This is a genomic window from Natrinema sp. SYSU A 869 (assembly GCF_019879105.1).
Taxonomy (GTDB): Archaea; Halobacteriota; Halobacteria; order Halobacteriales; family Natrialbaceae; genus Natrinema.
On record NZ_CP082247.1, the window covers coordinates 548,420 to 573,446 of the forward strand.

Annotated in this window: 18 protein-coding genes and 10 pseudogenes; 13 read left to right on the plus strand and 15 right to left on the minus strand. The window is 52.0% G+C overall.

The genetic code is table 11. From position 1 onward, the window contains the following. The first annotated feature begins 2 nt into the window (after positions 1–2). Both K6I40_RS02455 and K6I40_RS02460 read left to right on the plus strand, forming a co-directional pair. A pseudogene (locus K6I40_RS02455) lies at positions 3–496 on the plus strand (TrkA C-terminal domain-containing protein). Between the two features lie 34 nt (positions 497–530). Continuing rightward, positions 531–683, plus strand: coding sequence for a hypothetical protein (locus K6I40_RS02460; protein ID WP_255681338.1), 153 nt, complete (start codon positions 531–533; stop codon positions 681–683). Here the strand turns inward: K6I40_RS02460 and K6I40_RS02465 are convergent. Next, positions 680–1,678: pseudogene (locus K6I40_RS02465) on the minus strand (IS630 family transposase). The gene K6I40_RS02460 and the pseudogene K6I40_RS02465 overlap by 4 nt on opposite strands. A gap of 44 nt (positions 1,679–1,722) precedes the next feature. Here K6I40_RS02465 and K6I40_RS02470 point away from each other — a divergent pair. Then, positions 1,723–2,916: pseudogene (locus K6I40_RS02470) on the plus strand (cation:proton antiporter); the annotation flags it as partial. Between the two features lie 859 nt (positions 2,917–3,775). On the opposite strand, the pseudogene K6I40_RS02475 reads toward K6I40_RS02470, so the two are convergent. After that, positions 3,776–3,955 (minus strand): annotated as a pseudogene (locus tag K6I40_RS02475) (hypothetical protein). 515 nt (positions 3,956–4,470) lie between these two features. On the opposite strand from K6I40_RS02475, the gene K6I40_RS02480 reads away from it, so the two are divergent. Next, a complete protein-coding gene (locus K6I40_RS02480; RefSeq protein ID WP_222912712.1) occupies positions 4,471–5,040 on the plus strand; it encodes a hypothetical protein in 570 nt (189 codons plus the stop codon). 123 nt (positions 5,041–5,163) lie between these two features. On the opposite strand, the gene K6I40_RS02485 is transcribed toward K6I40_RS02480, so the two are convergent. Then, complete coding sequence (locus tag K6I40_RS02485) at positions 5,164–5,574, minus strand: hypothetical protein (protein ID WP_222912713.1); 411 nt, start codon at positions 5,572–5,574, stop codon at positions 5,164–5,166. 255 nt (positions 5,575–5,829) lie between these two features. Between K6I40_RS02485 and K6I40_RS02490 the strand changes: the two genes are divergently transcribed. Next, complete coding sequence (locus K6I40_RS02490; protein WP_222912714.1) at positions 5,830–6,708, plus strand: hypothetical protein; 879 nt, start codon at positions 5,830–5,832, stop codon at positions 6,706–6,708. Between the two features lie 133 nt (positions 6,709–6,841). Here K6I40_RS02490 and K6I40_RS02495 read toward each other — a convergent pair whose 3' ends face one another. Beyond that, positions 6,842–7,249, minus strand: coding sequence for a hypothetical protein (locus K6I40_RS02495; RefSeq protein ID WP_222912715.1), 408 nt, complete (start codon positions 7,247–7,249; stop codon positions 6,842–6,844). 766 nt (positions 7,250–8,015) lie between these two features. On the opposite strand from K6I40_RS02495, the pseudogene K6I40_RS28845 reads away from it, so the two are divergent. Further along, a pseudogene (locus K6I40_RS28845) lies at positions 8,016–8,294 on the plus strand (hypothetical protein); the annotation flags it as partial. Here the strand turns inward: K6I40_RS28845 and K6I40_RS02505 are convergent. The 5 genes and pseudogenes from K6I40_RS02505 to K6I40_RS02525 form a co-directional block, all read right to left on the minus strand. Beyond that, positions 8,290–8,496 (minus strand): annotated as a pseudogene (locus K6I40_RS02505) (IS5/IS1182 family transposase); the annotation flags it as partial. The pseudogenes K6I40_RS28845 and K6I40_RS02505 sit on opposite strands and share 5 nt — an antisense overlap. A 113-nt stretch (positions 8,497–8,609) precedes the next feature. Continuing rightward, a pseudogene (locus K6I40_RS02510) lies at positions 8,610–9,708 on the minus strand (site-specific integrase). A gap of 368 nt (positions 9,709–10,076) precedes the next feature. Next, positions 10,077–10,454: pseudogene (locus tag K6I40_RS02515) on the minus strand (transposase); the annotation flags it as partial. Between the two features lie 537 nt (positions 10,455–10,991). Continuing rightward, entirely contained in the window at positions 10,992–11,645 is a 654-nt protein-coding gene (locus K6I40_RS02520; protein WP_222912716.1) for a type 1 glutamine amidotransferase, read from the minus strand. A 270-nt stretch (positions 11,646–11,915) separates the two neighbouring features. After that, a complete protein-coding gene (locus K6I40_RS02525; RefSeq protein WP_222912717.1) occupies positions 11,916–12,701 on the minus strand; it encodes a helix-turn-helix domain-containing protein in 786 nt (261 codons plus the stop codon). A gap of 349 nt (positions 12,702–13,050) precedes the next feature. Between K6I40_RS02525 and K6I40_RS02530 the strand changes: the two genes are divergently transcribed. Next, a complete protein-coding gene (locus tag K6I40_RS02530) occupies positions 13,051–14,271 on the plus strand; it encodes a digeranylgeranylglycerophospholipid reductase (RefSeq protein ID WP_222912718.1) in 1,221 nt (406 codons plus the stop codon). Positions 14,272–15,001: 730 nt separating this feature from the next. Here K6I40_RS02530 and K6I40_RS02535 read toward each other — a convergent pair. From K6I40_RS02535 to K6I40_RS02545, 4 genes are all read right to left on the minus strand, one after another. Further along, positions 15,002–15,148 carry a hypothetical protein gene (locus tag K6I40_RS02535; RefSeq protein ID WP_222912719.1) on the minus strand — a complete coding sequence of 49 codons (147 nt, stop codon included), beginning with the start codon at positions 15,146–15,148 and terminating at the stop codon, positions 15,002–15,004. Between the two features lie 581 nt (positions 15,149–15,729). After that, positions 15,730–15,879, minus strand: coding sequence for a hypothetical protein (locus K6I40_RS02540; RefSeq protein ID WP_222912720.1), 150 nt, complete (start codon positions 15,877–15,879; stop codon positions 15,730–15,732). Further along, the gene (locus K6I40_RS28810) at positions 15,831–16,097 is read right to left on the minus strand and encodes a hypothetical protein (protein ID WP_305082480.1); all 267 of its coding nucleotides are present in this window, start codon (positions 16,095–16,097) and stop codon (positions 15,831–15,833) included. Before K6I40_RS28810 ends, K6I40_RS02540 begins: the two co-directional genes overlap by 49 nt. A 1,043-nt stretch (positions 16,098–17,140) precedes the next feature. After that, entirely contained in the window at positions 17,141–17,779 is a 639-nt protein-coding gene (locus K6I40_RS02545; RefSeq protein ID WP_222912721.1) for an NAD(P)H-binding protein, read from the minus strand. Between the two features lie 136 nt (positions 17,780–17,915). On the opposite strand from K6I40_RS02545, the gene K6I40_RS02550 reads away from it, so the two are divergent. Next, positions 17,916–18,254, plus strand: a complete 339-nt coding sequence (locus tag K6I40_RS02550; RefSeq protein WP_222912722.1) for a helix-turn-helix domain-containing protein — start codon at positions 17,916–17,918, stop codon at positions 18,252–18,254. Positions 18,255–18,590: 336 nt separating this feature from the next. Here K6I40_RS02550 and K6I40_RS02555 read toward each other — a convergent pair. Further along, a pseudogene (locus tag K6I40_RS02555) lies at positions 18,591–18,758 on the minus strand (MarR family transcriptional regulator); the annotation flags it as partial. Between the two features lie 953 nt (positions 18,759–19,711). Here K6I40_RS02555 and K6I40_RS02560 point away from each other — a divergent pair. Then, positions 19,712–21,058 (plus strand): orc1/cdc6 family replication initiation protein, encoded by a 1,347-nt coding sequence (locus tag K6I40_RS02560; protein ID WP_222912723.1) that lies wholly within the window; start codon positions 19,712–19,714, stop codon positions 21,056–21,058. Positions 21,059–21,390: 332 nt separating this feature from the next. On the opposite strand, the gene K6I40_RS02565 is transcribed toward K6I40_RS02560, so the two are convergent. Continuing rightward, complete coding sequence (locus tag K6I40_RS02565; RefSeq protein ID WP_222912724.1) at positions 21,391–21,714, minus strand: hypothetical protein; 324 nt, start codon at positions 21,712–21,714, stop codon at positions 21,391–21,393. Positions 21,715–21,811: 97 nt separating this feature from the next. On the opposite strand from K6I40_RS02565, the pseudogene K6I40_RS02570 reads away from it, so the two are divergent. The 4 genes and pseudogenes from K6I40_RS02570 (at position 21,812) to K6I40_RS27735 (ending at position 25,022) form a co-directional block, all read left to right on the plus strand. After that, positions 21,812–22,674 (plus strand): annotated as a pseudogene (locus K6I40_RS02570) (transcriptional regulator TrmB). A gap of 311 nt (positions 22,675–22,985) precedes the next feature. After that, positions 22,986–23,294, plus strand: a complete 309-nt coding sequence (locus K6I40_RS02575) for a hypothetical protein (protein WP_222913613.1) — start codon at positions 22,986–22,988, stop codon at positions 23,292–23,294. Continuing rightward, positions 23,291–24,274, plus strand: coding sequence for a tyrosine--tRNA ligase (locus K6I40_RS02580; protein ID WP_222912725.1), 984 nt, complete (start codon positions 23,291–23,293; stop codon positions 24,272–24,274). The genes K6I40_RS02575 and K6I40_RS02580 overlap by 4 nt, the downstream gene beginning before the upstream one ends. Positions 24,275–24,695: 421 nt before the next feature. After that, on the plus strand, positions 24,696–25,022 hold the full coding sequence (locus tag K6I40_RS27735) for a hypothetical protein (protein WP_255681340.1): 327 nt from the start codon (positions 24,696–24,698) through the stop codon (positions 25,020–25,022). The last annotated feature ends 5 nt before the right edge of the window (positions 25,023–25,027 follow it).

A 25,027-nucleotide genomic window follows, 5' to 3' on the forward strand; every position in this document is an offset into this window, starting at 1 on the left:
GTATGACTGTCTACGAGAGCGATCTCCCCGGCGTCGGAAAGAAGTTCGAGATCGAACTCGATGACGGGGAGCGTCTCGTCATCGTGACCCACAACACGGGGAAACGAGAGGTATACCTGAAAGCTGATGCGGATGCAGACAGCGAAAAGGTATTCGAGGTGTCGGATCGCTTGGCCCGGAAAATCGGCACGATTTTGGAAGGAGCGTACTTCCAGCCGGTTCAGGTCAAACAGGTGGAAACGATGCTCTCGGATGATACCTACCTCGAGTGGTACGGCGTCTCCGAGACGGCCGAGGTAGCCGGCCAAACCCTCGCTGAGGCGAACATCCGCGATCGGACCGGGTCTCCATCGTCGCCATTCAGCGCGGCGAGGAACTGATCTCACCGCCGACGCCGGAGACAGTCCTCGAGGTCGGTGACACGCTGGTCGTCATCGGCGATCGTGAGGACTGCGCTCAGTTCGAGGAACTGCTCGGAGCCGGACTCGACGAGTGATCGCGACGAATGTTTCTGCCCGAGGTGATCGGTAGTGGCGACTGAAACGGCACTCGTCGACGTCGGCGTCCTCTTTACCGCAGTCGCACTCGCCGGAGTCCTCTCGAGTCGGATTGATCAGTCGGTGATTCCGTTTACATTATCATCGGAGTGGTACTGGGATCGAACGTACTATAGTAGGCGTTAGAAATAGTTACTCACCTTTGGGATTGAGAGTTGGTCGAGAGCTGTATCAATCGCTGTCGTCAGCTCGTCGAGTGAATCAAAGAAGCGGTTGCTAAGAGACGCTTGAAGCTGTCTCCAGCACTCCTCGACAGGATTCAGTTCCGGCGAATACGACGGTAACGTCACGAAGGCGAGGTCGTCACGGGCCGCCAGGTCCGTGACGGCTGACGCCTGAAAATATGGCGCTCCATCTAGGACGACAATCAAGTTACCTTCGAATTCTCTGCATAATGCTAAAATGAAATGTTTCGTGTGTTCGGCGGTGACGTACTCAGTGAATCGGGAGAAAAAGCGATCACCGTTTTCGGTGATCGCGCCCAGCAGACACGTCCAGTCGCGTTGGCCAGAGAGTTCGACAGAGGGTCGCGTGCCGCGCGGAAACCACGCGGCACGCGGCTCAACTTGCACGGATTTCTTGGTTTGGTCGATACAGACTACTGTGGCGTCCATCTCCCGCCGCTTTTTTTGAGTTCGTCGTAGAACGTTTCTTGTTCGTCAGCCTCAGCTTCAGCGGCTGTGCGGCGTGGTTTTTGGTAGCTCAATCCCGCCTCGTTCAGCAACCGCCGGCAACTCGGGATTGAGTACTCGACATCGTAGGTCTCGTCGAGATACTGCTGGACGAGCGCCGGCGTCCACGCCGGCGCGTCAACCCCAACTTCCTCGGGTGAGTCGTGGACAACTTCCTCGAATTCTTGTTGCTCTTTTCTGAGAGCTTTCGTTTCTCCCAGATCGGTGAGCATCAGTAACAGCCTGCTCAAGCGACTCGTCGGTGTCGAGTCGCTTGAGCCAGCTATAGATCGTGCGTCGCTGAATGTCGTACCACTCGGCTAGTTCAGTCTGTGTAACGCCGTTTTTGAACGCTATTGCCGCTAAGAGCCGTTGTGTCGGCTTCTTCCCCTCCACGTTGTCGAGGGCATCTTGCAATTCCTCGACAGAGATTTCGTCGAGATGATCCACTACGCTTAGCAACAATCTCTGAGTAGAAAGTTCTAACGGTTACTATAGGTGAGCTCCCCTCGCTCGCCGGCAGTGAGTTCGGAATCGGTGGTATCGCTGTCACTTTCCCTGAGGTAACTGTTGGCGGGATCGACCTTCTCGCAGCGCTCGGCGAGTTCGCACTCGGTGAAACCGACTTTATCGTCGTTGGTGCAGAGATCGGGATCGTCCTCCTGTTGTTCTTCCTCGGTCTCGAGTTCAACCTGAGCCGATTGGTCGCGAGCAAAGACCGGATCGGCAAAGCGGGATCTGTCGATCTATTCATCAACTTCGGTATCGGGTTGGTTTTCGGTTATCTCGTCTTCGGGACCTTCCTCGCGGCCTTCCTTACAGCAGGAATCGTCTACATCTCCTCGAGTGCGATCATCACGAAGTCACTGATCGATCTGGGCTGGATCGCCAACAACGAGTCCGAACCAATGCTGGGGACGCTCGTCTTCGAGGACTTGTTCATCGCTGTCTACCTGGCGATCGCATCCGCACTACTCTTGGGTGGCGGTGACATCGGTGAGGCCGCTGGCCAGATCGGAATCGCCGTCGGGTTCATCCTTGCGTTGCTCGGGCTCGTCACCTTCGGGACCGGCTTCTTTCAGCGCTTTCTCGACGTCGACACGAACGAGTTCATCGTCGTCCGCACACTTGGCGTCACGATCCTCGTCGCCGGAATCGCACTCGAACTGGGCGTCAGCGAGGCCGTTGCCGCGTTCTTCGTCGGCATGACCCTCTCCTCGACCGATCACGTCCACGACCTGGAGCAACTGCTCGAACCGCTCCGGAACGCCTTCGCGGCGATCTTTTTCTTTTGGATCGGGCTCGTCACCGATCCGGGGCTGTTCACGCTTTCGATTCTCGGGATGATCGTCGCCGCCGTGATCGTGACGACGCCGACGAAGATCGTGAGTGGCTACCTCGGTGGACGGATATACGGCCTCAACGACCGCCGCTCGCTACGGGTCGGGTTCGGGATGACCACCCGCGGCGAATTCTCGCTGATCATCGCGAGTCTTGCCCTCTCTGGGGCCGGAAGCGGCATGGCAGCGGAGACGGCCCAGACCATCTATGCCTTTACCGTCGGCTACGTCCTCGTGATGAGTATTCTCGGAACGTCGCTCATGCAGTACTCGAGCCGCATCGAACCCGTCGCTGTATCGCTGCTCGAACGGACCCGCAGCGGAACTGCACGGTCGACTACCAAGTGAACGATTAGTGTCGAACTATTTTCATGTGAATTCGTTCTACAAAGGCAAGTAGATAGATCAAAGAGAACTCGATTATTCCTCATAGAAGCTGGAGAGGTATCGTTTCAATTCAATTGTTCCCCTCTGGTTGTACGCCGACAGAATCCGATTCCCGAATATGCACACGAGACGCAAACCCTCGTGTGCATATTTCGAGTCAGTTCATCGTTTGAGATGAGCTCTTCTCTGGATAGTAGACACGTTTCTCCGATTGAGGCCGAAATAGCCCACTCAGTGAGTCGAAAAAACTAGGATTTCGGGGGTCGTGTGTACGAGTACGCGAATCAGAACCGACGGCGACTATGCATACCGCCGAGACGCCATCGAACGCGCAGCTGACTTCTACGATTGTAACAAGACGAAAGCGGTGGTAAGTGCTTGCGACGACGTTCCGAAGTTCGTTCAGGCTTCCCACCATGACGATTGACGCGCCAGAATGACGAGTTTCGACTCGGAACGTATCTCATCCAAAACTGGCGGCTGTCGTTCGCCAGCTACCAAGATAATCGCTGGCGTGTCGAGATCGCAGATGTTGGTTATTCGACTCCGAGGGTGTCAAAGATTTAGGGGGCATCCCACATCCGAAGCACAACGGCTGTGGTGACATTCACGGACGATTCTAAGAGTGTTAGAATCGGGGTGAAGTTGATAAGGATTACAACGAACATATTCACTGTCGCGTTCCCACGGCGCGACACGATCCAATCAGCATCCAACCCCACCCCGATGTTGTTTCCATGCCGCCCGGCGGCCATCCCCCTTGTGCCCATCCGGGCGGCCTTTTGAGGTCTTCTTAAGGCAATTTGACGCCGAGCGATAGCTATCCGATCTCGAGTGCGTCGACAGCCTCGAGTGGCTCGACGTCGTGATCAACGAGACCGTCGGCGGCCAGCTGCCACGCCTATTCGGCGAGTTTGGGATCTGCTTGCTCGTAGTGGACTGAGAATTCGGTCAGTGCAACGGCGATCAGGAGGTCCTCCTGTCGGTTGGTGAGTGGCATCGCCGGCGTTGGCCGCGGCTTCGTATATAAATCATCGCCCGAGCCACTACTCGAATAACAACACTGCTGTCACAGCCGGACTCGCATGCTGCTTAAGACTACTCTCCGTCTCGAGAGTGTATGGCAACTGGCGAATCATGGATCATCCGGCGGTGCGAAGACTGCGGATTGGTGATAATGAGTTCCATAGAGGAGCCCGGTTCGCGGCAGGAGTGCCTCTGCGGGAGTTCGTCGCTGGTCGAGATCTAATCTCTCGGGAAACGCCGGCCAGAAGCCGGCGTCAAACTCCCCTCCCTGAATGGTTGTCAGTGGTAGGTGGGTCTGAGACCAAGATTCCGTTTGGATAGTCGATGTTGGAACGATCTCAATGACGAGGGTCCGAATGTCTCGGATCGAACGGATTCTGTCGGGGCCACGACCGAATCCTTACCTCACCGTGAAAACTTCGAGGAGATCACAACCTTACTGGCAATCTCCGAACTCACGCTCAAGGTCGCGATGAACACGGCGACGCCATGCCGGAACTGGCGCTCCGCGAGAACGGTACCGGCTCGTGGAACACAGTGACCGATGCCTCGAGTCATACGATCATGTACTTGGAACTCGCGACGACCACCGCCGCCCACGTCAGCGTTGGCTACGACGAGACGCTAAGCGCTCGCGATACGACGCCCTGCTATGGCTACGAGATGCAGGGCCTAGATAGCCTCCAGATCGATGCCATCCTCGACGATACGCCCGTCCTCACGAACCGGTCATTCGACAGAAAGTTGATCGACGTTCTTCGCGAGGTCGCGAAGACCGGCAACTTCGTGCTCGAGGCTCATTGGAAGAACGGCGGAATCTCGATCGAATGGATCCATCTGGGCCAGCGTGAGGCCAGCGTCGATCCCGAGATCGTGGACTATAGCATCGATCAGCAGACCGAGGACATCGTTGAGCGGGCGATCGTCTACGGCGGCGCCGCGAGAGTGACCCCGCCAGTCTGTCGATGTCGCGATCGACACATGGGACGACCTGCCGTTCCCCGATTCGAAGATCGTCGACCGGAAGGAAACGATCTACGACTCCAGCAGCGAGACTGAGTTCACTCGAGGAGAGGACTACGCGATTCGCTACGCGACTCCGGAGGGGCAGCCGCGGATCAAGGCACTCTCCGATGAGGCGCTCTCGGATGGTCAGACGGTCTCGGTCGACGCTCTCACACATTACTCTGGTGGCGTCGCATCCTCGAGCGTCTGCCGGCTCGGTAGATCGGCCGTGTATTCACCTTCAGAAAGGATATCGAGGGCCTGTTCATACCGGTAGTAGCCGCTGGTCGGCACATCCGAGCGGTACTCGTCTGAGCTCAATTCGAGCTGTGCCGCGGCCTCGGAGATCGTCGTTACGAGGCTCTCAAGCGAGGCAAACTCGTCGGCGAATAAGGCGGGATCTTCAGGGAACCCAATATCCTCGTACTCTCGAGTGACTGCGTAGAACGTCGACCACGACACGGTGTAGTTTTCGTCGACCGCGTACTCGTCGCCGCCCTCGAGCCAGCCGAAGAGTGCGTCCTCGGCGAGCATCGCGTTAGCTACAGCGTTGAGATCGTCGACGGCCGTCAACCGGTCGTCGATCACCGCCTGCTTCTGCTCGATCTCGGGGTTGAAAATGAGTCAAAGTGCCTTTACGATATCTTCGGAAGTTGTCTTTGGATATTCTCGCTTACCTGCGACAAATATTTTAGTAAATAAACACTCGCCAATTAGTGTTAGAAATTATTTCTAAGCTTGTTATACCATACCAAATACTGGATCTGTTGATCATTAATTGGATGAAGTCCATAAAATCAGATAAAGCATAGTTATAAGTAATAGTGTGATAACAGGTAATTGATGACTTCAAATGGTGAAGGTGTCAATCGACGCAACGTGCTGAAAAAGTCAGCTGTTCTAGGTGGTATCGGATTCACCACGACCGCTGGAGCAGCTAGTGCTGAGTCAGACGAAGAAAGATCAGCAGGATCAGGCGAATTCAGAGGATCTGTCACACTCAGCGAGAGTGATCCGATGAGTGACGAAGAACTTGAAGAGTACGCAAGAAAAGAAATGAAGAAGTCGAGTCCTGCGCAGACTATTCCCCCAGGAGTTGTTAATGAGGTAGTGGATTCTAGTCCAATCAGTATCCAAGCGGCATCTCCAGATGATCCACAACAAGTCACCCTTGATGACACATGGGACACTGGAGTCGAGAAGATAACTGGATCATTTGGTGAGCTCGGCGAAACACGCCATCAGGTTTCAGTGTATGAAGGTGACTACAAGTCTGCGGATGGAGATAACGTCTACATTCTATGGCATATGTCCAGAGCGGATTTCGGCCATGTATCACATAATACAAAGGTGGAAAAGATGGAGAATTACATCGATCTGCCTAGTGATTGGTCGCTGTACACATATGAGCCCCAAGATAGCGTCTCTGATGGCGGACAAGATATTAATGTGGGTATTGGTGCAGCGAAAGGCGGAGGATCGATGTCATTAGGAACAACAGTTACAGTCGGTGGAGGAACAGTTCGTACTACGAACCACACCTCGACTGGAAGTGGGTCAAAGTACGAACTCGAGTATCAGGGGTGTACAAAAGGCGATAACGGTACAGAAATAATAAACGGTCTCTCATTACTCACTACTTCTGATAGTTACATCTCAGAGTATTCTCTAGACTGGAGTTACTACACAAAACTGAATACGACCTTGAACTGCTTCTACTAATAGGGAAATCCCTATATGAAAACCGATCGCTAGTGGTCAGCCGATGGATTCTCTGTTATCACACGCAAGGAGGATATCCCCCTCCAGCTAAGTAAGGGTAGTTCGTGAAAATGTGCTAAATCTTGAAATCGACCTACTTGCACTCTGCTCGAACGATACTTCGATCAATTTCCTCATCACTATCATATGCAACTAATTCAAACGTCCTATCTGACGGACGTTCATCAACATCCCATGATAGTTCCATTTCGTCATCAGTCACAGCAAAGCTGACAACTTCAGAACCATCCTTATTGTATATAGTGATAGAATTTAATCTACTTGGGTCTAATTCTACGATAATAGTAATATGAAAATCGCCATCATCCGTATCAGTACCCATGTAATTCAATGATTCAATATAGTCTGTCTTGAATGCTGTTTCCGTAGAGAAGGTACATATATCGCCATCTGACTCTTGTTCACCGACACACCCTGAGAGGAAACAAAAGCCAGCACTGACTCCGGCTAGAACGTTCCGTCTTCGGTATGGCTTGCCCATAGATGATTTTACACTTGGAACCATATATGAATTTCTTATTTGGAATGTAATATATTGGTCTTATTTGCTAAGGTAAAATTATTTACCAATCTCAAGCACGTCGACGGTGTCAGCAGGCTTGAGGTCAATGATCGAGGCGATCAACCCCGAGACAGTGTGATCTCATCGCTACGCAAGAAGGTCGGTCAAGTCTCGAAACAGTGTGAGCTGATCGTTTGGGAGATTCGCGACCAGACTTCAAGTGACGGCGAACGAGTGTGATCGGTTCCAGTAGGGACGATTCCAAGTGGGCAAGAATCGGGACGACCTCGATTATTCGTAGTTGGATAGTAGTGGTCGGAATACAGTGCGTTAATACCGGTGTCTAGCTCACAATGGAAGAGTGTGTAATTGGATCGGCCCCGGTTCAGCTACAATTCGATGTCCTGCTTTCTTATCGGTTTCTGATATCTGATGGGATTTTTGTACGGCTATTGAGATTGTGTATTTACCCCGTGAACGTTTTTTGTCGTTCGCAACTCAACTCGGAGGAAACCATATTGCAATATACGGTTTATTCATATAGCGCATTTTATCGCTAGACCCACCGTGGGTTTAGCAGACTCTCCCGGTCAGCCGAACCCACAAACTGATAAGGACCGACTGAAACGCTGAATAACTCGAATATGCCACTCTTAGAATCGCCATACTGGACCGCGACTGGGCCTCTATCCAAATTCTGCACCAATCCAATTTTGGACGGTCGAATTCCCCAGAGATCGTTACAATGAGTCGATCGGATGCCGAACAGGAGAACGAGACCGATGCTGAGCGGGTGCTATCATTCGATGGTGTCCGATCCTCGTGTTCGCTCGAGGACTTCACGGACCTGTATTGGGACGAGATCGCCCCCTGCCTTGAAGCAGGGAGTATCGATCCCACGAGCGAGAAACCTCCCCACTAATGGTTTCGGGATCACGATGCGCGGTCATTTCTCGCGGCTCTCAGTCGCCACCACGACCGTTCGTTCGGTGAGTTCTGGAACGAGGATCTCGGGCTCTCCGAATGCGGAGCATCTCGATGAGTTCGTCGAGGAGAGTCCGATAGGTTGTGTCCTTCTGCACTTTGAGACACAGGAGAACGATGTGTTGATGGAGCGTGTAGCGTTGTTTTGAGAACTTCGATGAGTATCGAGCCACAGCACGTTACGCTAACTGAAATGCCTCCTCGACAAATCGGAGCAACCGTGACTTTGGGAGAGCTTGCATTCGGTTCCACTACTGTCCAAACGTGTAACCCCTCAAGGACTTCAACAGAGCCGAGAACTTGCAAACTAATCAAGGAAATATCCACTTCCGGAATCTGCATTACGATTGTGACACTATTCATTTTCAAACACACCCGTATTGTCCTCGCCCAGCTCGCTCGCTTCGATGTGCGAGTACATTTCAGAGGTTGTTTTCGGATCGGCGTGCCGGAGCGTCCGTTGGGCGCGTTGCGCGCCGTGTTCCTTGTATAGCGTCTCGCCGACGCCACGGCGAGCGCCATGGAGGGTCAGATACTCACCGTCCTCGAAATCCAGTCCCAGTACCTCGGCTTCTTTCGAGAGTCGTTTCAATAGCGTTCGAGTACCGGAGGTGCTCATCGACTGCGGTTCGACATCGTGCTCGAGGGCGTAGTCCCACGGGTCGCCGTCGGGTTTGTCGTGTCCGGCGTCTTCGATCGCCTTGTACAGCGATGGCGGGTGTCTCGAGGGAAAGACCGGCCACGGTTCGGCAGGCGGATCGACAAGCGTGCGGAGTCGTCGCAGCGGTTCGATGGTTGGCCCGTGAGTCCGACCTCTTCGTTCGGATCTTGGCTCTTTCCGAAGACTTGGATCATGCTGTTCTCGAGGTAGACGTCGCTCCACCGGAGACCGTTCCGGTCGTCGTGTCTCGAGTCGGCCAGCACTTCCGACCCGCGAACACCCGAGTACGCAAGCACGTAGATCAACGCTCGGTTGCGGACCTCCTCGAAGGCGTCCATCCCATCGGCATCGATTGCCGCTCGAGCGCGTTCGTCGACGTACTCGGTGAGCGCTCCGCGCTGTTCGGGTTGCTAGAACTGTTGTTCGCTACTGCTCGTGCCCCCTTTTGGGAGCGGCTTCTTCGCGTCGCGTTTCTCTGCCGGGTTCTCGGCGAGTTCGCTGACTTCGACGCCCCAGTTCAACAACGCTGAGACGTAGTTGTAGTACGTCCGCGCGGTCGACGCGCTGATAGCGTCGCCTTTTGTCGCCGCTTGAGGTGGCCGGCGTAGTTGCGCATCGTTCGCTTTGAGACGCCGTCAAGCGTCTGGACGTGGTCGCCGGTCCAGTCGATCCATTTCTCGAGTGCGTACTCGAGGTTCGATGCGTAGTTGCCGTCGCGTTCGGCGATAAACTCGTCTTTCGCGTCTTCGAGGGAGATTTGGCCGCGTAAACCCTCGGAGTTTCTCTTTGCCATCGACTCGGCTTCCCAGAGGGCGCGGACCCTAGTAAATGCACCGTACATTATTGGTCTAATCAAGTGTGTTCTGCAAAAAGCAGCTATTCTGATGATATCATCGGTATAAGAGTGCTGTAGGTGAATATTTCCACTCTATAAATATTATATCGCTATACAGAATTGTAGGGATGGAGAGTTCACAGTTTCGGAAGATGGACAGTTTTAGCGTTGTTTCACCGGGAGGTTGGACTAGCTGAGGGGAGAAATGGGATAGGAAATCCGACTACAATAGATCTCTTTCTCTTCAGTTGTCAGAAACTAATCGGAGCATTCCACCAAGAGATAGCGCCACCGCTCACGAAAGGCGATCCCGTGTGCTCAGTCAGTTAATCAGGAGGAAGCAGCGCCGAAGCAACTAATTCGACATACTCTCTAGCGGTTATCACAGGCGCGTAGTTCATCTCATCACTAGTACCAGCTTTCAGCAGGAAGTCGGTGAGTTGCCAAATATTGTAGAGAAGTACAGCAAATATGAAGTAGAACAATCGAACTCGATAATCCTTCGATGAGGTCTTCGCCAAGAAATCGTGTTTGATGCTCTTGTATTCGTTTTCGATCTGCCAGCGGCTACTATAGCGCCGACAGAACTCTTCAGCCTCTTCCGGCTGAACACGAGCATTCGCCGCGAATATCGTCGTTCCATCCGTCTTCGTCGAGGGAACGTATAAGAACTGCATCTGATACCTAGCGGAAATATACAACGAAGTTTGAGTAGCAGTGTGTCTGATTATGTTGTTTCCAATCTCTCACTGAAACCAGACTCTCCGTGCTCCCGGGCGCAATCGTGGTCGCAATTCTGGGTCCCGAGATCGTCGCTAGAGGCCAGCGAAGTGGACGGCAGCAGGTATCACTGCGGTGATCATGAATCGTGTAGAGAATATCTTGATCGCACTCTGTGTAGGAGTCCTCACAGTGGTCGTCCTTCGCTCCGCGGGCCTCTGACGGCAGCCGCTGTGATTGTCGGTAACGCGGTTCAGTGACGACTCTCACGTTACCAACTAGGTGTAACAAACGAATACGATTGATGTGTCGGAGGTCACACGACTGGCACCCACATGAAGCCCCAGAATCGATCAATAAGCATGTGTAGTGACCAGTAGTTTCGCCATGGTCTGTGTCTAAAGAAGAGGGTTTCAACAGAGTCAGCCTCCATAATATGATCCTTTCATTTAGAAATCCGTGATCGGATCGACTACTCAGTGAATATGAGAATTGAGCGGTCCCACTGCGTCAGCTGGCAATTACATTGTTTCATCAATAGCGAGACTCACAAAATTCTCAAAGAGCCGTCCTGCGGTCACGTCCTCGAACGAGAACCGTTCCGATTTCCATCCGAAGTCGTTGACGAGGTTGTCACGGTGTGAGGCTGTGATCTCCGGATGAAACTGAACAGTCCACAATGGTGCGATCCGGTGACGAGTCCCGAACACGCGAGCGTGATCGGCTGACGCGATGATCTCCATGTCTTTCCCCGGGTCCGTCACAACGTCACTATGAAGGGAGACGACGACTGGATCGACACCGTCAAACAGTGGGTCGTCGGCCAGAGTCGCCTCTACAAGCGTCGCAGTTGTTCCGACTTCTTCGACAGTGCCACCGAGGGCCGAATTGACCACTTGATGGCCGAAACAGACACCGAGGGTCGGAATCTCTCGATCGATGAGTTCGCGGACAAGGCCCTCCTGATCGGCGATCCATGAACGACAGTCGGATTCGTAGACGGCAGCTGTGCTACCGGTCAAGACGATGCCATCCGCCTCGTCGAGGGGGACACGTTCACCTGCCACGAAATCGATTTCCGCAGTGGTGGGAAACTGCGCTGCCAATGCATCGCAGTGGTACTCACACTCCGAATCGACCTCATTGCGAACTACGTACAAATCCAACGAATCCATACTGGTAACAGTCACGTATTCCAGTATTCGTGCCTACGGGACCTTATATTTCGGGTCTGTTCAATAATAACCGCTTGATACTTACGATCATCCCGTCCTATTCACTGGTCCCCTATGTCGGAGAATTCTTTTCCTTCATATAGAACAAATATTGGAATTGGTTTGATGTATAGATATGGTTACTGCTTTGCTGAATTGATTAGTCTACGTTACTTCTTGTTCTCTCCTCGCTTCAAGCGAATTATATTATTTAGAGGGGTCTATAATTTACTAAAGGAGAGGATCACCATTGGCCCACAGTTGTTGGAAGTATCTCTCAAACTCTTTGACCACCTTCGAATCTTTAATTCCGACTACTCCAATCCGATCGTCACCGGATACTGGATGTGGGAGGTCAATTGTCGTCTCTACTTGATCGATCACATCGAAGGAGAGTACGACATCAGGAATAGTTCTGACAGTCACATCGACCGATCGCTTGTCAATTAGACGCGGGAATCTATCAGGAAGTTCGGTGACTACCTTTTCACTAAGCAGTAGATCAACTGTGACACCTGAGTTAGCGCCCTCGAAAAGGGCCTCAATTTCGGTTTGGAACGTCTCCCATGTGGAATTCTCATAGGGCGTACCAATGACTGCATGAACGAAATCCTCCGCAGTCCGCATGTGTTGCTGAAAAGCCGTGCTCATCTCGTCACTCCCGAGTGATCCGTGCCAGAAACTACTCTCGGTAGGTGGTGTCGGCAGAAGGCTCGAACGGACCGTTTCAGCTCTCTCTTGATAACGATTCCACTCTTGAGTCAGTTCGTATGTCCTCTCAGCTAGAAGTCTCTCAACGACGGTCTCTGGCTGTACAGCGACGTATTGTTTTGGATCGTTTGATTGCGTCCGGATCAGTTTGCGAGCTTCAAGGCCGTTGAGCACATCATAAATACGGCCTTTCGGAACATCACTAATATCGGATAGTTCGGTCGCAGTTACTGCTCCTGTTACCAGCAGCGCCCGATATACCTTCTCCTCGTAACTGGAGAGTCCCAGTTCGCTCAACTCTGTCATAAAGTATCGTTGTACGTCCAAACGAATTGTAAGTGCTGTTCTGTTTCCATAGTTTCACACCACTTCCATATCTGATACCAGAAGAATTTCCGATCAGTGTCGTCTATGAGATCGTATTGGAATTTGTCGATGTCGCTGATATCGGTGTCGTTGTTTTGATGAGCCAATTGATTTGACTGGGCTTGCGGTATCTCCCCTTGGTCATGGCGAGGTATACTGTGGACCTATTGTATCACAGATGTCATCCTACTAAGGACACCGCAAGGTGGGAGTAGAGATTAGAACAAACTGGAAGTGGCACCGTGTTCCAATACCCTTTCGACCGCTTCTGGATACTTGTATATCAGAAATGAACTATCGCTACGATGTGATAATCGCTGGTGCGGGCCCAGCAGGGACGCAGTGTGCACGAGATCTAGCCGAGCGTGGCTACGATGTGGTCGTTTTAGAGACCGAAGTAGAGGACGAGTTCCCGGCACAGAGCAACAAATCCACAGGCGGCACCTTCGCATCAATGATGACCTCCTTCGGTATCCCCGACGACGTGGTCATGCACGCGACTGATTCAGTAGTTCTTGAATCACCTAACAATTATCTCGTCCAAGATCAGCCGGGATTCGTTCTGGAATTTGCCGAATTCAAAGAATTCCTCATCGAGGACAGCCGTAATAAAGGGGCAGAATATCGCTTTGACGCCCGTGTAAGAGACCCGATCGTCAAAGATGGGGATGTCGTTGGCGTCCGATACAATGGTGACGAGGAGATTTACGCAGAGATCATCATCGATGCCACAGGACCAGCAGCACCGTTGGCCAAAAGCCTGGGTGTCGTCAATCTTGAGCGCACAAATCACGCGATTGGAATCGAGTACCAATTTGAGGGAATCAACCTTAACCACCCTGAGTATGCTGATCTTACTAATGCTATGATGCTAGGCCTAGATCACGAGTACGCTCCTGGGGGATATTCCTGGATCTTCCACACTGGTGAGGATACAGCAAAAGTCGGTGTTTGTTTCATTCAAAACGAGCGTTATCGAGAGCACACTACCCAAGATCGAACTGTAGACGGCTACCTCGAGCACTGGCTTGATACTGATCCACGCTTCGAGAACGCCAAACGAGTTCCGGATACACAGGTTCGTGGCTCAGCACATATCCAGCCGCCAGGGTCAATGAGTACTACGTCATTTATGGCGATTGGCGATACAGTCCCATCGATCGATCCCGTATGGGGTGAAGGTGTGTATAAGTGTATGAAGTCGGCTCGTGCAGCCGCGATGACTGTCGATCGCTGTCTCACTGGCTCGGTGGATACATCTACGAGAGCGATGGCCGTCTACGACGACCTCTGGCATGAGCAGGTCGCATCCCGACAAGAACGCCGTCTGATGATGACCAAGCTGCTGTATCTCGCACCAAATGAACGGTACGATCAGCTCATGCGGGATCTAAACGAGGTCAGCGGAGACTCCCTCTCAGCAATTAACAACGGAAGTATACGCGAGATCGCTAAGTTATTTTCTCCCAGTGACTTGCCTCTTCTCTGGAAATACTGGAGAGAAACGTGAACTGTGCAGCGCTGTATCAACCTCTTACTTGATCGTTCTTGAAGAGGATCCTTAGACCTATTTTAGATAAACTACTTGCCCACGAATAGTTCGTGTTTGAGGTTGTTCTCTAAGCCACTACACGTAACGCCGGAACCGCGGATGTCTCGTAGTTGATACGCGCATTGTATCTCGCATGGCGTTATAAACATCTTCTGCAAATGGTAGGAATTCCAGTGATCAGTTCGCACACCTACGTATCGGTTGGTCCAGCGAAATCGGAATGTAATTTGATGAATGAATCGTTCCCACATCGGCAGAATACCCTGTTACCGTCTCATGTCAGTTTTCCATTGGGGAGTCGGAGATCAGGATATATTGCTCTACATTCAGAGCATCGAATGACCACTTCCACCCATCTTGGATGGATTGAACGACAGTGAATAGATACATAGATGTGGTGGCGAGTTCCAGTTTCTGATTTGATCAATAAGCATCTGTGCGTTTCATGAGACAACCTTATTCGATGCTCAAAAGGATCATATCGGTGCGTTCGGTTTCTTCTCGAGTACAGGTACTCTCTATCTGCCACCAATATCGGGACTGGTTTTCGATGACTGCGACGTGGTTGTCTGCATCGGAACTCTGTAGCCGAGAGGTAACGATATCCATCATAATACTGAACTGCTTGGAACAGAGCGCGACAGGATCAGAGCGAGTGATATTGTATATTCGATACGAGACGCCGACCCTAGATCACCTCACCGATCGTCCCCATCTCAGTCCTCATCGGTGTGTTGCTGAATATCTCCTCCAGAACATCGATATGATCCGTGATGGCTCCGGCAAGCTCCGTCGGGACAGCCTTTCGAGGATCCCCGAGATCAAACTCGCGCACCAGACTGTGGATCCACGGGACTTGAGAAGTGCATCAGCGCCTCAATAACGATCAACTGGTTCTGTTCGTGGAAGTCCGTAACGCCGTTTGGCCGTTCTATCATGCTCTCGCGTACGCGCTCGAGGGTCTTGATAGAGAAGGGCGACACCCCGCGTGCAATCTGATTTTCACGTATCGCAGCGACATCGTTCGGCACACCAGATTTCGAGTGAAACCGCTGCCTGCAACGAAGTTGATAACACGGGCATGAGCACAGCGATCTGTCGCGTCCCCACGCGTGACACGATCACGCCACCAGACACTGTGGCATGAGAGTCCTTGCCAGTCGTTGCCCGACGTCGCTGGACTCGTTACTGGTCGTTTTCTCGAACCACCGCGTTTCGTTCATTATCCGGTACGACGCGACCGTGGCGACTACCAGCCTACTACTGATACGCATAGAAGTCTTCCTTTCGACTGTCGCGTGAGTCCACACGCGACGGAATCCCACTTCCGAAAAGGCACACCGCGAGCGGGCGTTTTCTCTCCCCCGTGCCGCTTGCGGCGTTTTCAACACCCCTCGTGTCGAGTGAAAACAGTCGCTAGTCGTCAGTCCGAAAGAGGTGATCGTCGAACGTTCCATTTGGTGGATGGCTCGCCATGACCGGCTGGGCGGTGTCGTCGATCGCCGCGTTGAGCAAGGTTAGACAGTAGGGGTGGCGAAGCACTGACCATCCTTCGCGGTCGAACACGACCTCGATATCGTCCGAGTAGGATTGGCACTCCGAACAGTAGAGGTTCGTATAACGGCCGTCGAGGATTTGGCCACTCCTGATTCCAGATAGCCCACGAGCATTACGTCCGACTGTGGGGCGGCGCTCGTGTTCTCGTCGGCCGTCTTTCGTTCGTGGCAGTGTTCACACAGCGTTTGAAAATTCGGCTCGTCAAACGGGTTGCCGCCCTCAGAGATTGGCTATATGGTCGACGTGGAACGATCCGACCGGATCCGTGACGCCGTATCGATCCTGTAACTTGTCTCATCGCTTTAGCCACTGGTCGTACTCTCGGGGTCTTGCCTGTCCAGATGGTCGGTCCGCTCATCGACCCAGACCTGTACGTGGTGATAGGCCCGCTACCACATCCGTTTCGAGAGACCATAGTGCTGGCAAGTGTGCTCATCACGCTCGAGGATCTGTTCACGGTGACGTTGGCTATTTCATGACATCATTCCGATCAGTAGTTCCAGCGGCCGTCAACGACCGGTTCGTTGCACACCAAGCACTGTCCACTGTGGGTCTGTGGAAAGAGAATGTCCATCGACTTGCGGAGGCGGTCGGTCCGGACCTAGTGGTTAGGGACATCGCTACTCATTGTCCGGCACCTCTTAGTATGTGTCAGTCTCCTCAAGTTGGTACTGTTCCATCGGATACGGCGTCACATCGTAGTTCTCGATCACCGACCGAACCTCCCGGTAGGCATTCTCGTCCTTCTGTCCACGGTATAACTCGCCCGTTTCCTTTGTCCAGTGGATGTAGGCGTCGCCGTCGTGGCGCAGATACTAGCGGACCGACCACTCGCCCGTGTGATCCCAGCGCGGTCACTCGCCGAGAAATAGAGCTCGCCCGCAGTCGTCTCGAGGACGTCGAGACACTTGTCATCTCGTCATCATCTATCGGCAATGGCGTCGAGTCTGTGAGTATGTCATCAACTGCGCTGACAGCCGAGTTGTCGTATCCCTCAAGCGTGCGCATGAACTGCGCGAGTCGTTCGTCGGCATCGGTCATAGTCTCACTGACCACCGTTCTCACATCGCATATCAGGATGGAACGACCCCAGCACGCGAAATTTCTCGTGGAAGTCGACCGACAGATGAAGTTGCCCTCGCCCTCGTGATCGTGGTACTCACGTGCAATATTGGCGTGCTCCTAGCAGTCGATCAAGAACACGTCTCAACAATCGATACGGTTCGTAATAATAATCGAAAGGAAGTGTTTGTTGGTCGTCTTTAGCGTCTTAGTAGCCGACAGCAAGCTGTGTGTGAATCGCGTCGTCGTTTTCGAGTTCGTCAACGAAGGCGATAGCGAAGTCCTCCATTGAGATGTAACTTTCTCCGTCCTCGCTGGCGACGAGTTGTCCTTCCGACGTTCGGTACTCACCCATTCGTTCCCCCGGCTCAATCTGTGCCGGTGGCGCGATATACGACCACTGGAGATCATCAACACCGCGAATAATTTCAAAGGCGTCAATATGCGCCTCTGCGAGCGGCACAAGTTCGTCTGGGAACTCGTCAGTTTCGATGAGCTTTATATCCGATCCGACGTTCAGACCGCCCGCACCGCCCGTCCAGACAAACCGATCAACGTCTGTCTGTCGGATCCCTTCAATAAGTGCCTCCGCCATCTCAGGAAGAATTTCGACACTTTCCTCTCCAGATGGGCCAAGCGCCGATGCGACGGCGTCGTGGCCCTCAACGAGTTCCGCGATCTCATCGGGGTCGGTCGCATCACCAGCGACTGCCTTGAAGTCTGGGTCGTTGATTGTGTTGATTTCACCGCTTCGGGAGACACCAGTCACCTCGTGGCTATGTTTGAGGAGTTCGTTTGTAATTCGTTGGCCGATTCGCCCGCTTGCACCGAGTACTAGTACATTCATTGTGTTGTGTGGGGATTGATAGTAGTCGTCTGGCAATGCGTGACGGGTGCCGCAGTTGTAGTCATATCTTCATATTTGGTATTGAAGCGTGATCTTAATATAGTTCAGCGAACATAGATATGACCAAGTCACATCAATGTCATCGGACTCGTCCCTCAAAGCAAAATACGATAGTTGCCCCGTTCTCAAGACCCTCGAAGAAGTCGGTTCTCGGTGGCGAATGTCCGTAATTCACGTCCTCCGAGAGGGTGATCTCCGATTTAATGAGATCAAGCGAGCGACGAATGCGAACTCACAAACATTGTCTCGTGTGCTGGATGATCTCAAAGAGAAAGAATACGTCGAACGTCGAGTGGAAGAAGAAAGTCCAGTCGCGGTCTATTATTCGTTGACACCAAAGGGTGAAGATCTCCTCTCTGCGTTCGACGAAATTTATGAGTGGGGCGAAAAATGGCTTGACAGCGAAAACAAGTGAGTTGGTACAGACTGGTTGATATGGATATTTAATCTTATCATAGTATATCTAAATCACATATATTGTATGTATTGAGACAACTAGTTCTTCTCATGTAAACAGTCAGAGAGTGAGACTACAGCCGGTTTAGCAGTCCTGTAATGCGTAGTCCCGGCCAAATCAGTGAACAGAAACTTTCCAAATCGGCTCTCAATCGCCCTCTCCTGTCGTACCAGCAACTATACTGGTAATTTTCCAAGACTAGCGACAGCGTTACCACTTAGAAATTCGCACATTCCTAGACTGAACGTCTCGACGACATCCCCCGCTCGAAAATCGGAGAAGCTTCCTCGTCGGTCACTGTTCGTTTTCCACGCTCGGATGTGACTCGCTAGGAGCGTGTTCGCGCCAGGCCTCCTTGTCCTCGTCACCGAACTGCTCGTTGTACAAGGCAGTCACCCGCTTGTAGCCACTGTATCCTTCAAGTCGATCGACATCGTCGGTTACCGCCCAGTACGTCGCTTCCAGTACAGTACCTAGAAGAACGTTATCGAGGACTATTACAGACATCTGTTACAGAATTTCAGTATAAAAGATGTCTCATTCTTCCCACGCTGAAGAACGAGGCTTCTTCTGGAGAGAGTGAGTTTGTCAAGCGGTATAAGAGAATACTTCGGGGCTTGACCCCAAGACGATTCACCCTGCAAAATTTCCTTCTTGCATAGATCGCAACGCGAAGGTGAACCCCCACACCCCGTGTGCGAGATGAAATCAACGAGAAGGTGAGAGGGTGGATTGTCGATCTGAGGAGTCTCACACCGAAAATGTCTATTACTCCGGAAGAGAGGCACTGTACTGGAAGAATAAGTGAAGGTCTATTTCAATAGGAAGATTTATAATGACTCTCCAAAAACCAAAACCGTACTGGAGCTAGAAGACGCTGAAATGAGATAGACATTTTAGCAGATCTTAGTAGAGTTACCCCCATTTCGATTCTCTATCTAACTGCTGTTTCCGTTCAAAACGCCGTCGTTGGTATCTCTCTAACAGTTATCTATATAATTCCTCTCAAGAAGGTTATCTGTGCCTTTCGCAAATTCATCTCGCACACGGGGTGTGGGGGTCAAACGATCCAAAACAAACTACATTCAAGCCGTCAACGCAATAGGATTGACCCGACGGCCAACAATAGTGGGAGACCTACGCCTTTGGACGTGAAAGATGGCAGCCTTTCGGACACGATATTTCATTTCGCACACGGGGTGAGGCTCTACTCACTATCTCCAACTGAATCTTCTACTGGTCATCTGCTCTATTTCATATCGCACACGGGTGCCTCTTCCGTTTGATTTCGCCCGCGGTTAGATGTCTTTGAAATGACTCCACCTATACTGTGCCTATATCTGGTGAATTCGGAGTGTTTAACATCGCACACGGTACCCCACATCTATTTATGGAATGGACTGTATCCCGATAATATGGCTGACGGCGACGAACAACAGTCTCTCTCACAATCCATTAAAGGCCGTCTTCAAGAGGGGGTCCAGAATTCTGTTTTCAAAGACAAAGGACTCCTCGACCCAGATGCCGTCATTGACGAAGACAGAATCGTTGGTCGCGATCAGCAACTGGACGATATTATCACATACCTCCGGCCTGCCCTCCAAGGCAATCGCCCTCCGAATATGCTTCTCTACGGCCCATCTGGGACCGGAAAATCACTTATCATCAATGCTGTCTGTCAGCAAGTTCTAGAGCTGGCAAACGCTCAAGGAGATCGATTCGGCGTAATCAGAGTCAACTGCCAGACGATCAAATCCCACGACCGTGCTGTCTATCGACTCGTCGAAAGTGCAGCGATCGAGGTCGGCGTCGATCCTGGGGTTCCTGAGAGTGGTGTCTCAACTGACCAGAAACTGAATCGATTTTACGAAATTTTGAGCGAGTATTTCGACTCTGTCATTATCATTCTCGACGAGGTGGATCTCCTTGTCGGCCGGCAACGCGAACCAAATGATGAGCCAGCATATTCGAAGTTACTCTATCAACTCTCTCGTGCATCTCAGCTAGGCCGAATCGAAGGACACATTTCAGTCGCTGCTCTCACAAATGATCCACGGTTCATGGAGAACCTCGATGGACGAGCAGAGAGTTCATTCAATCCGCAGGATGTCGTATTCCCGGACTATGATGCGAATCAACTTCAGTCGATTCTGGGACGTCGTCGCGATGCTTACCAGGAGAATGTCCTCGAGGACGGTATCATTCCTCTCAGTTCGGCGTACGCTGCGCAGGACCACGGTGACGCACGGAAAGCGATTGACCTTTTCCGGAAAGCGGGCGAGATTGCGGATCGGCAAGGAGAAGATATGGTGCGCGAAGAGCACGTCCGTGGTGCTCAGAAAGAGGCCGAGCGCGACCGTACCTTAACACAGATGCAAGGGCTTTCGACACAGAAGAAACTCTCACTCTATGCGACTGCCGTTGTCCCTATCCACTCTCACCGAAACCTGAACGCTGTTCCGAGCACTGTTGCGTACCGAGTTTATCAGTATATCACTGATATCCTGGATACTGACGAAAAATCGCGCGATTCCTATCTTCGATACATGAGCGAAGCGGAGACCTATAATTTTGTCACGTCAGATAAACGAGGACGGGGCTACGGTAGCGGAGTTCATAAGGAATACACGTTCGTTGATGATCCCGAAGTAGTTGCTGAAACACTACAGTCAGATATCCGACTCGAGGAAGTGGAGCACGACGAGGACTTAGTCAAGTCCGTTGTTAACGCTCAGATCGAGGATTTCTTCGAAGGAGAATAGCAGACAGGAAGTTTGACACCGTTCCGATTTCATATCGCACACAGGATGTGGCCCACTCATGTCAATAGATTATTTAATGGTTATATGACATCAGTACATGATATTTCATCTCTTAAACGGTTCCCCTCCCCTTCCAACTAATTAGCTTCTATCACCTAATATGTCGTGAAATATACTCTATTCTCGGAAGGATTTTGTGACAGGAGTATTCTCTCTCCGATTTCACTTTGCACACGGGGTGATTCTTGGTTTAATTCATATCGCACACGGGGCCTGCTTCTTCAAAACCTGAGAATACACTTTGTACACGGGGTGCTATTCCTTGAGATAGATTACTCATCTGGATTGACTGGACCTTTGTACTTTGACTTGATTTTCTCGCCCTCTCTCCACTGCCAGTAGTAGTAGCGGTTGTCGTTGATTTCTTTGATTGTGGTCGTGGCCTTCGACGGGACGTCGTCCGGGAGGTCGTCGGGCCGTTCCTCGACCTTGTCTTCGCCCGACTCTTCCTCAAGACGGGCCTCACGCTCCTTGTGTTCAGCCAGTTCCTCGGCGTAGTTGGCAGCGTCCCGCAGGCGTTCCGGTGCGAAATCGTTGAGCGTGTTGACTACCTCCGTCGGGAGGTTCGCCGGTGGGTTCGGTGGTTCATAGGACATCGGCTGCTCTTGTGTTAACCAACAGGAGACGCCAATCCATAATTTTGTTGGTTAAGATGATGGCGTCGGTTCCCGTATCCGCTGGCTGTAACACTACTTGAAAATATTCGCCACTGTCGAATGTAGCGACACAATCTGCGGGATCGCGACGAAGCTCGACCACAGCGAGAGCTACCTCTCCCATGCCGTCGCGAACCTCGTCGAGAAGGGCCTCGTCTACACGAAACGTGACGGTCGCCGAAGCCGGTCGTTCCCTCAGATGCGTGGACGGTCGAAGTCTACTAGGACCTCCTCGAGCTGTTAACCGACAAGGCTCTCGAGGAGACTCTACTACCTCAACTAACCACGAATCGTCTCCGAAATCGGTGAGCGGGGTGACAACTCCTGTAACACCATCAACCCTCAAGCGACTCCGCGACCATGGTCTCGTCGGCACAGACGACGAACGCTACGACTTCAACGGTGACTTCGACCGACTACACGAGTTCGCACACGAACTGGCGTACTTTCCACCGACAGCGCCTAAAAGAGATCGCCCCGAACGGGACGATTCTCTAGGAGGACCACGACGAATTTCTCACCTGGACAGAGACGGAGATCGAGGCGGAGTACTTCCACGAAACTGGCATCGTTCGGTTCGCGGCGTTCGATCTCCAGTTTCTGCTAATCCGCCACCGCTACTACCTCTACTCCGAGGACGTGGAGGAACTTTCGCCGGCGGAACTCTGTTGTCTCACGTTACTGATCAACGACAATACCCGCCACTGCTCGTACTGTCTCCTATTGCTCAACCACGTCAAGGTCGACGAGAACGACCTTCAAGAGCAAGCGACGAACTACGGACTCGAAGACGAAATCGACACCCTGCTCCAGCACCTCGAAACACAAGGAGAGATCGACGATGACCGCCTCCCCGAGTGGGACGAGTTCCAGGAGCTGACGGCTGACTCTACTGTTTAGTGAAAAGGCAGTTACCGTACTTCCTGATAGATTCCCGCGCCTAATCGATGATCAAAGCCGAACAGTCTCAACTGCAACCAAGTATAGCACGAGAAAAACGCCGAATAAGAATCGAAGTTGAAACTTTCCTTTCGAATGGTAGTGTGTCGATCAGTGGGGTACTATCAAAGATCACTGGCTATAGGGTGTATACTGATCGGTGTGAATACCATGTGGTAGAATAGCATTTAGTAATACAGGTATCATATCATACCTTAATCTAATTTATATGCTCTCAGCGAATAGGTTGAGGTAGTATGGTCGAGCAAACCATAATTGACCGCCTCGAGAAAGAGGTTGATGTTCTCAATCGGCATTTAGAGGTATTCGTACTCGTTTGGCAGGCTGAACCAATTGGCATCGTCAAGTTATCTAATCGGACTGGTCTCCCGCATCACAAGATTCGATACTCGCTGCGCGTTCTTGAGGAAGAAGACATCATCGAACCGTGTCCAACAGGTGCAATGACGACGGATCACGCTCAGCAATTCGTCGAGACGCTAAATAATGAGCTGACAGCAGTGATCGACACGTTAGGCGGTCTGAAGATTTCCGAGTCAGAGGAGATTCAATCGGCATGAATACCTACGAGTTACTCACGCGGAATACGGAAGAAGTCGTCACCGAGCAAGAGGTACGTGAACTCGCCGATGACCTCGCAGACAAACGAGTCTACGTTGGCTACGAACCGTTCGGTGTCCTCCATCTCGGCCACCTTCTGACGGCGAACAAACTCATCGACCTGCAGGACGCAGGGATGGATGTCGTCATCCTGCTTGCAGACGTTCACGCACATCTCAACGGGAAGGGCAGTTTCGAGGAGATTCACGAGACAGCGGAGCGAATGAAGACACAGTTCGTCGCATACGGTCTCGACGAAGACAAGACCGAATACGTCTACGGGTCCGAGTTCCAACTCGAAGTGTACTACTCGCTCGATCTGCACGAACTCGGCGTCTCGATGACGCTCAACCGCGCCCAGCGAGCGGTCGCCGAACTCCAGAGCGGCAAAACTGCAACGGTGAGCCACACAGTGTACCCATTGATGCAGGTACTCGATTTCGAGTTCCTCGGTATCGACCTCGCCGTCGGCGGAACCGATCAACGGAAAGTCCACATGCTCGCCCGAGAAAAACTGCCGGAGTTGGGATACGAGGCGCGACCGTGTTTGCACACGCCCATCCTCGCCGATCTCGAAACTGGCGAGGGCAAGATGTCGTCAAGCGAGGGAACGACGATCTCCATGGAAGACTCTACTGCAGACATTGAGCGGAAGATCGAGTCGGCATTTTGTCCCCCAACTCGTGATCCTGAAGGAAACCGTGAGAATCCCGTCCTTCAGTTGTTCGAGTATTACGTGTTTCCGCGATTCGAGTCGGTGACCGTGAGACGGCCCGAAAAGTACGGTGGAAATCGCATGTACGAGTGCTACGACGATCTTGCAGCAGCGCTCGAAACAGGAGAACTTCATCCAGCAGATGCAAAAGAGACAGCTGCTTGCTATCTTGACGAATTAATCTCTCTAGGTCGTAAGAAACTCCGCGATCTTACGAGCAAATAAGTCAAAATCGGTCAGTCCGCATCCTCTTATGCGGTCACTGTCGGCGTATCTTCTGTGAAAGAATACGACTTCGCCGAGGCTAGGGACCGATGTGATAGGCTGGGTGGTTGTAGGGAGCAAGCGGTGATTATTGAGTAATACGAAATATAAGACCCCTAGTCAAGAAGACTGGAAGAGATGACTATTGCTAATATGGATTTGTTGGATTTGCATGTAGTTTGCAATGAGGTCGATCCAGAGTGTAAATACCACTGTGACGCATTGGCAGCGCAGTTTCCCGCCGACTAGGAGATCGATTTTGTGGCAGGCGAACGTGTCTCCCTTGATGAGGCAGACGGGGTCGTCTTGACCGGTAGCACGGCTGCCGTCTACGAATCCGACAGTCGTTCATGGATCCCTCGGTATCTGTTTCGGCCATCAAGTGGTTAATTCGGCCCTCGGTGGCACTGTCGAAGAAGTCGGAATGACTGCGACACTTGTAGAGGCGACTCTGTCCGACGACTCGCTGTTTGACGGTATCGATCCAGTTGTCGTCTCCCTCCATAGTGACGTCATGACGGAACCGGGGAAGGATATGGAGATCATCGCGTCAGCCGATCACGCTCGCCTGTTCGGTTCTCGTCACCAGACCGCACCGCTGTGGACTGTTCAGTTCCATTCAGAGATCATAGCCTCACACCGTGACAAGCTCGTCAACGACTTCGACCCAATGGAACTATGCGTCGCATTCGAGACGAACCATCTGTAAAGGAG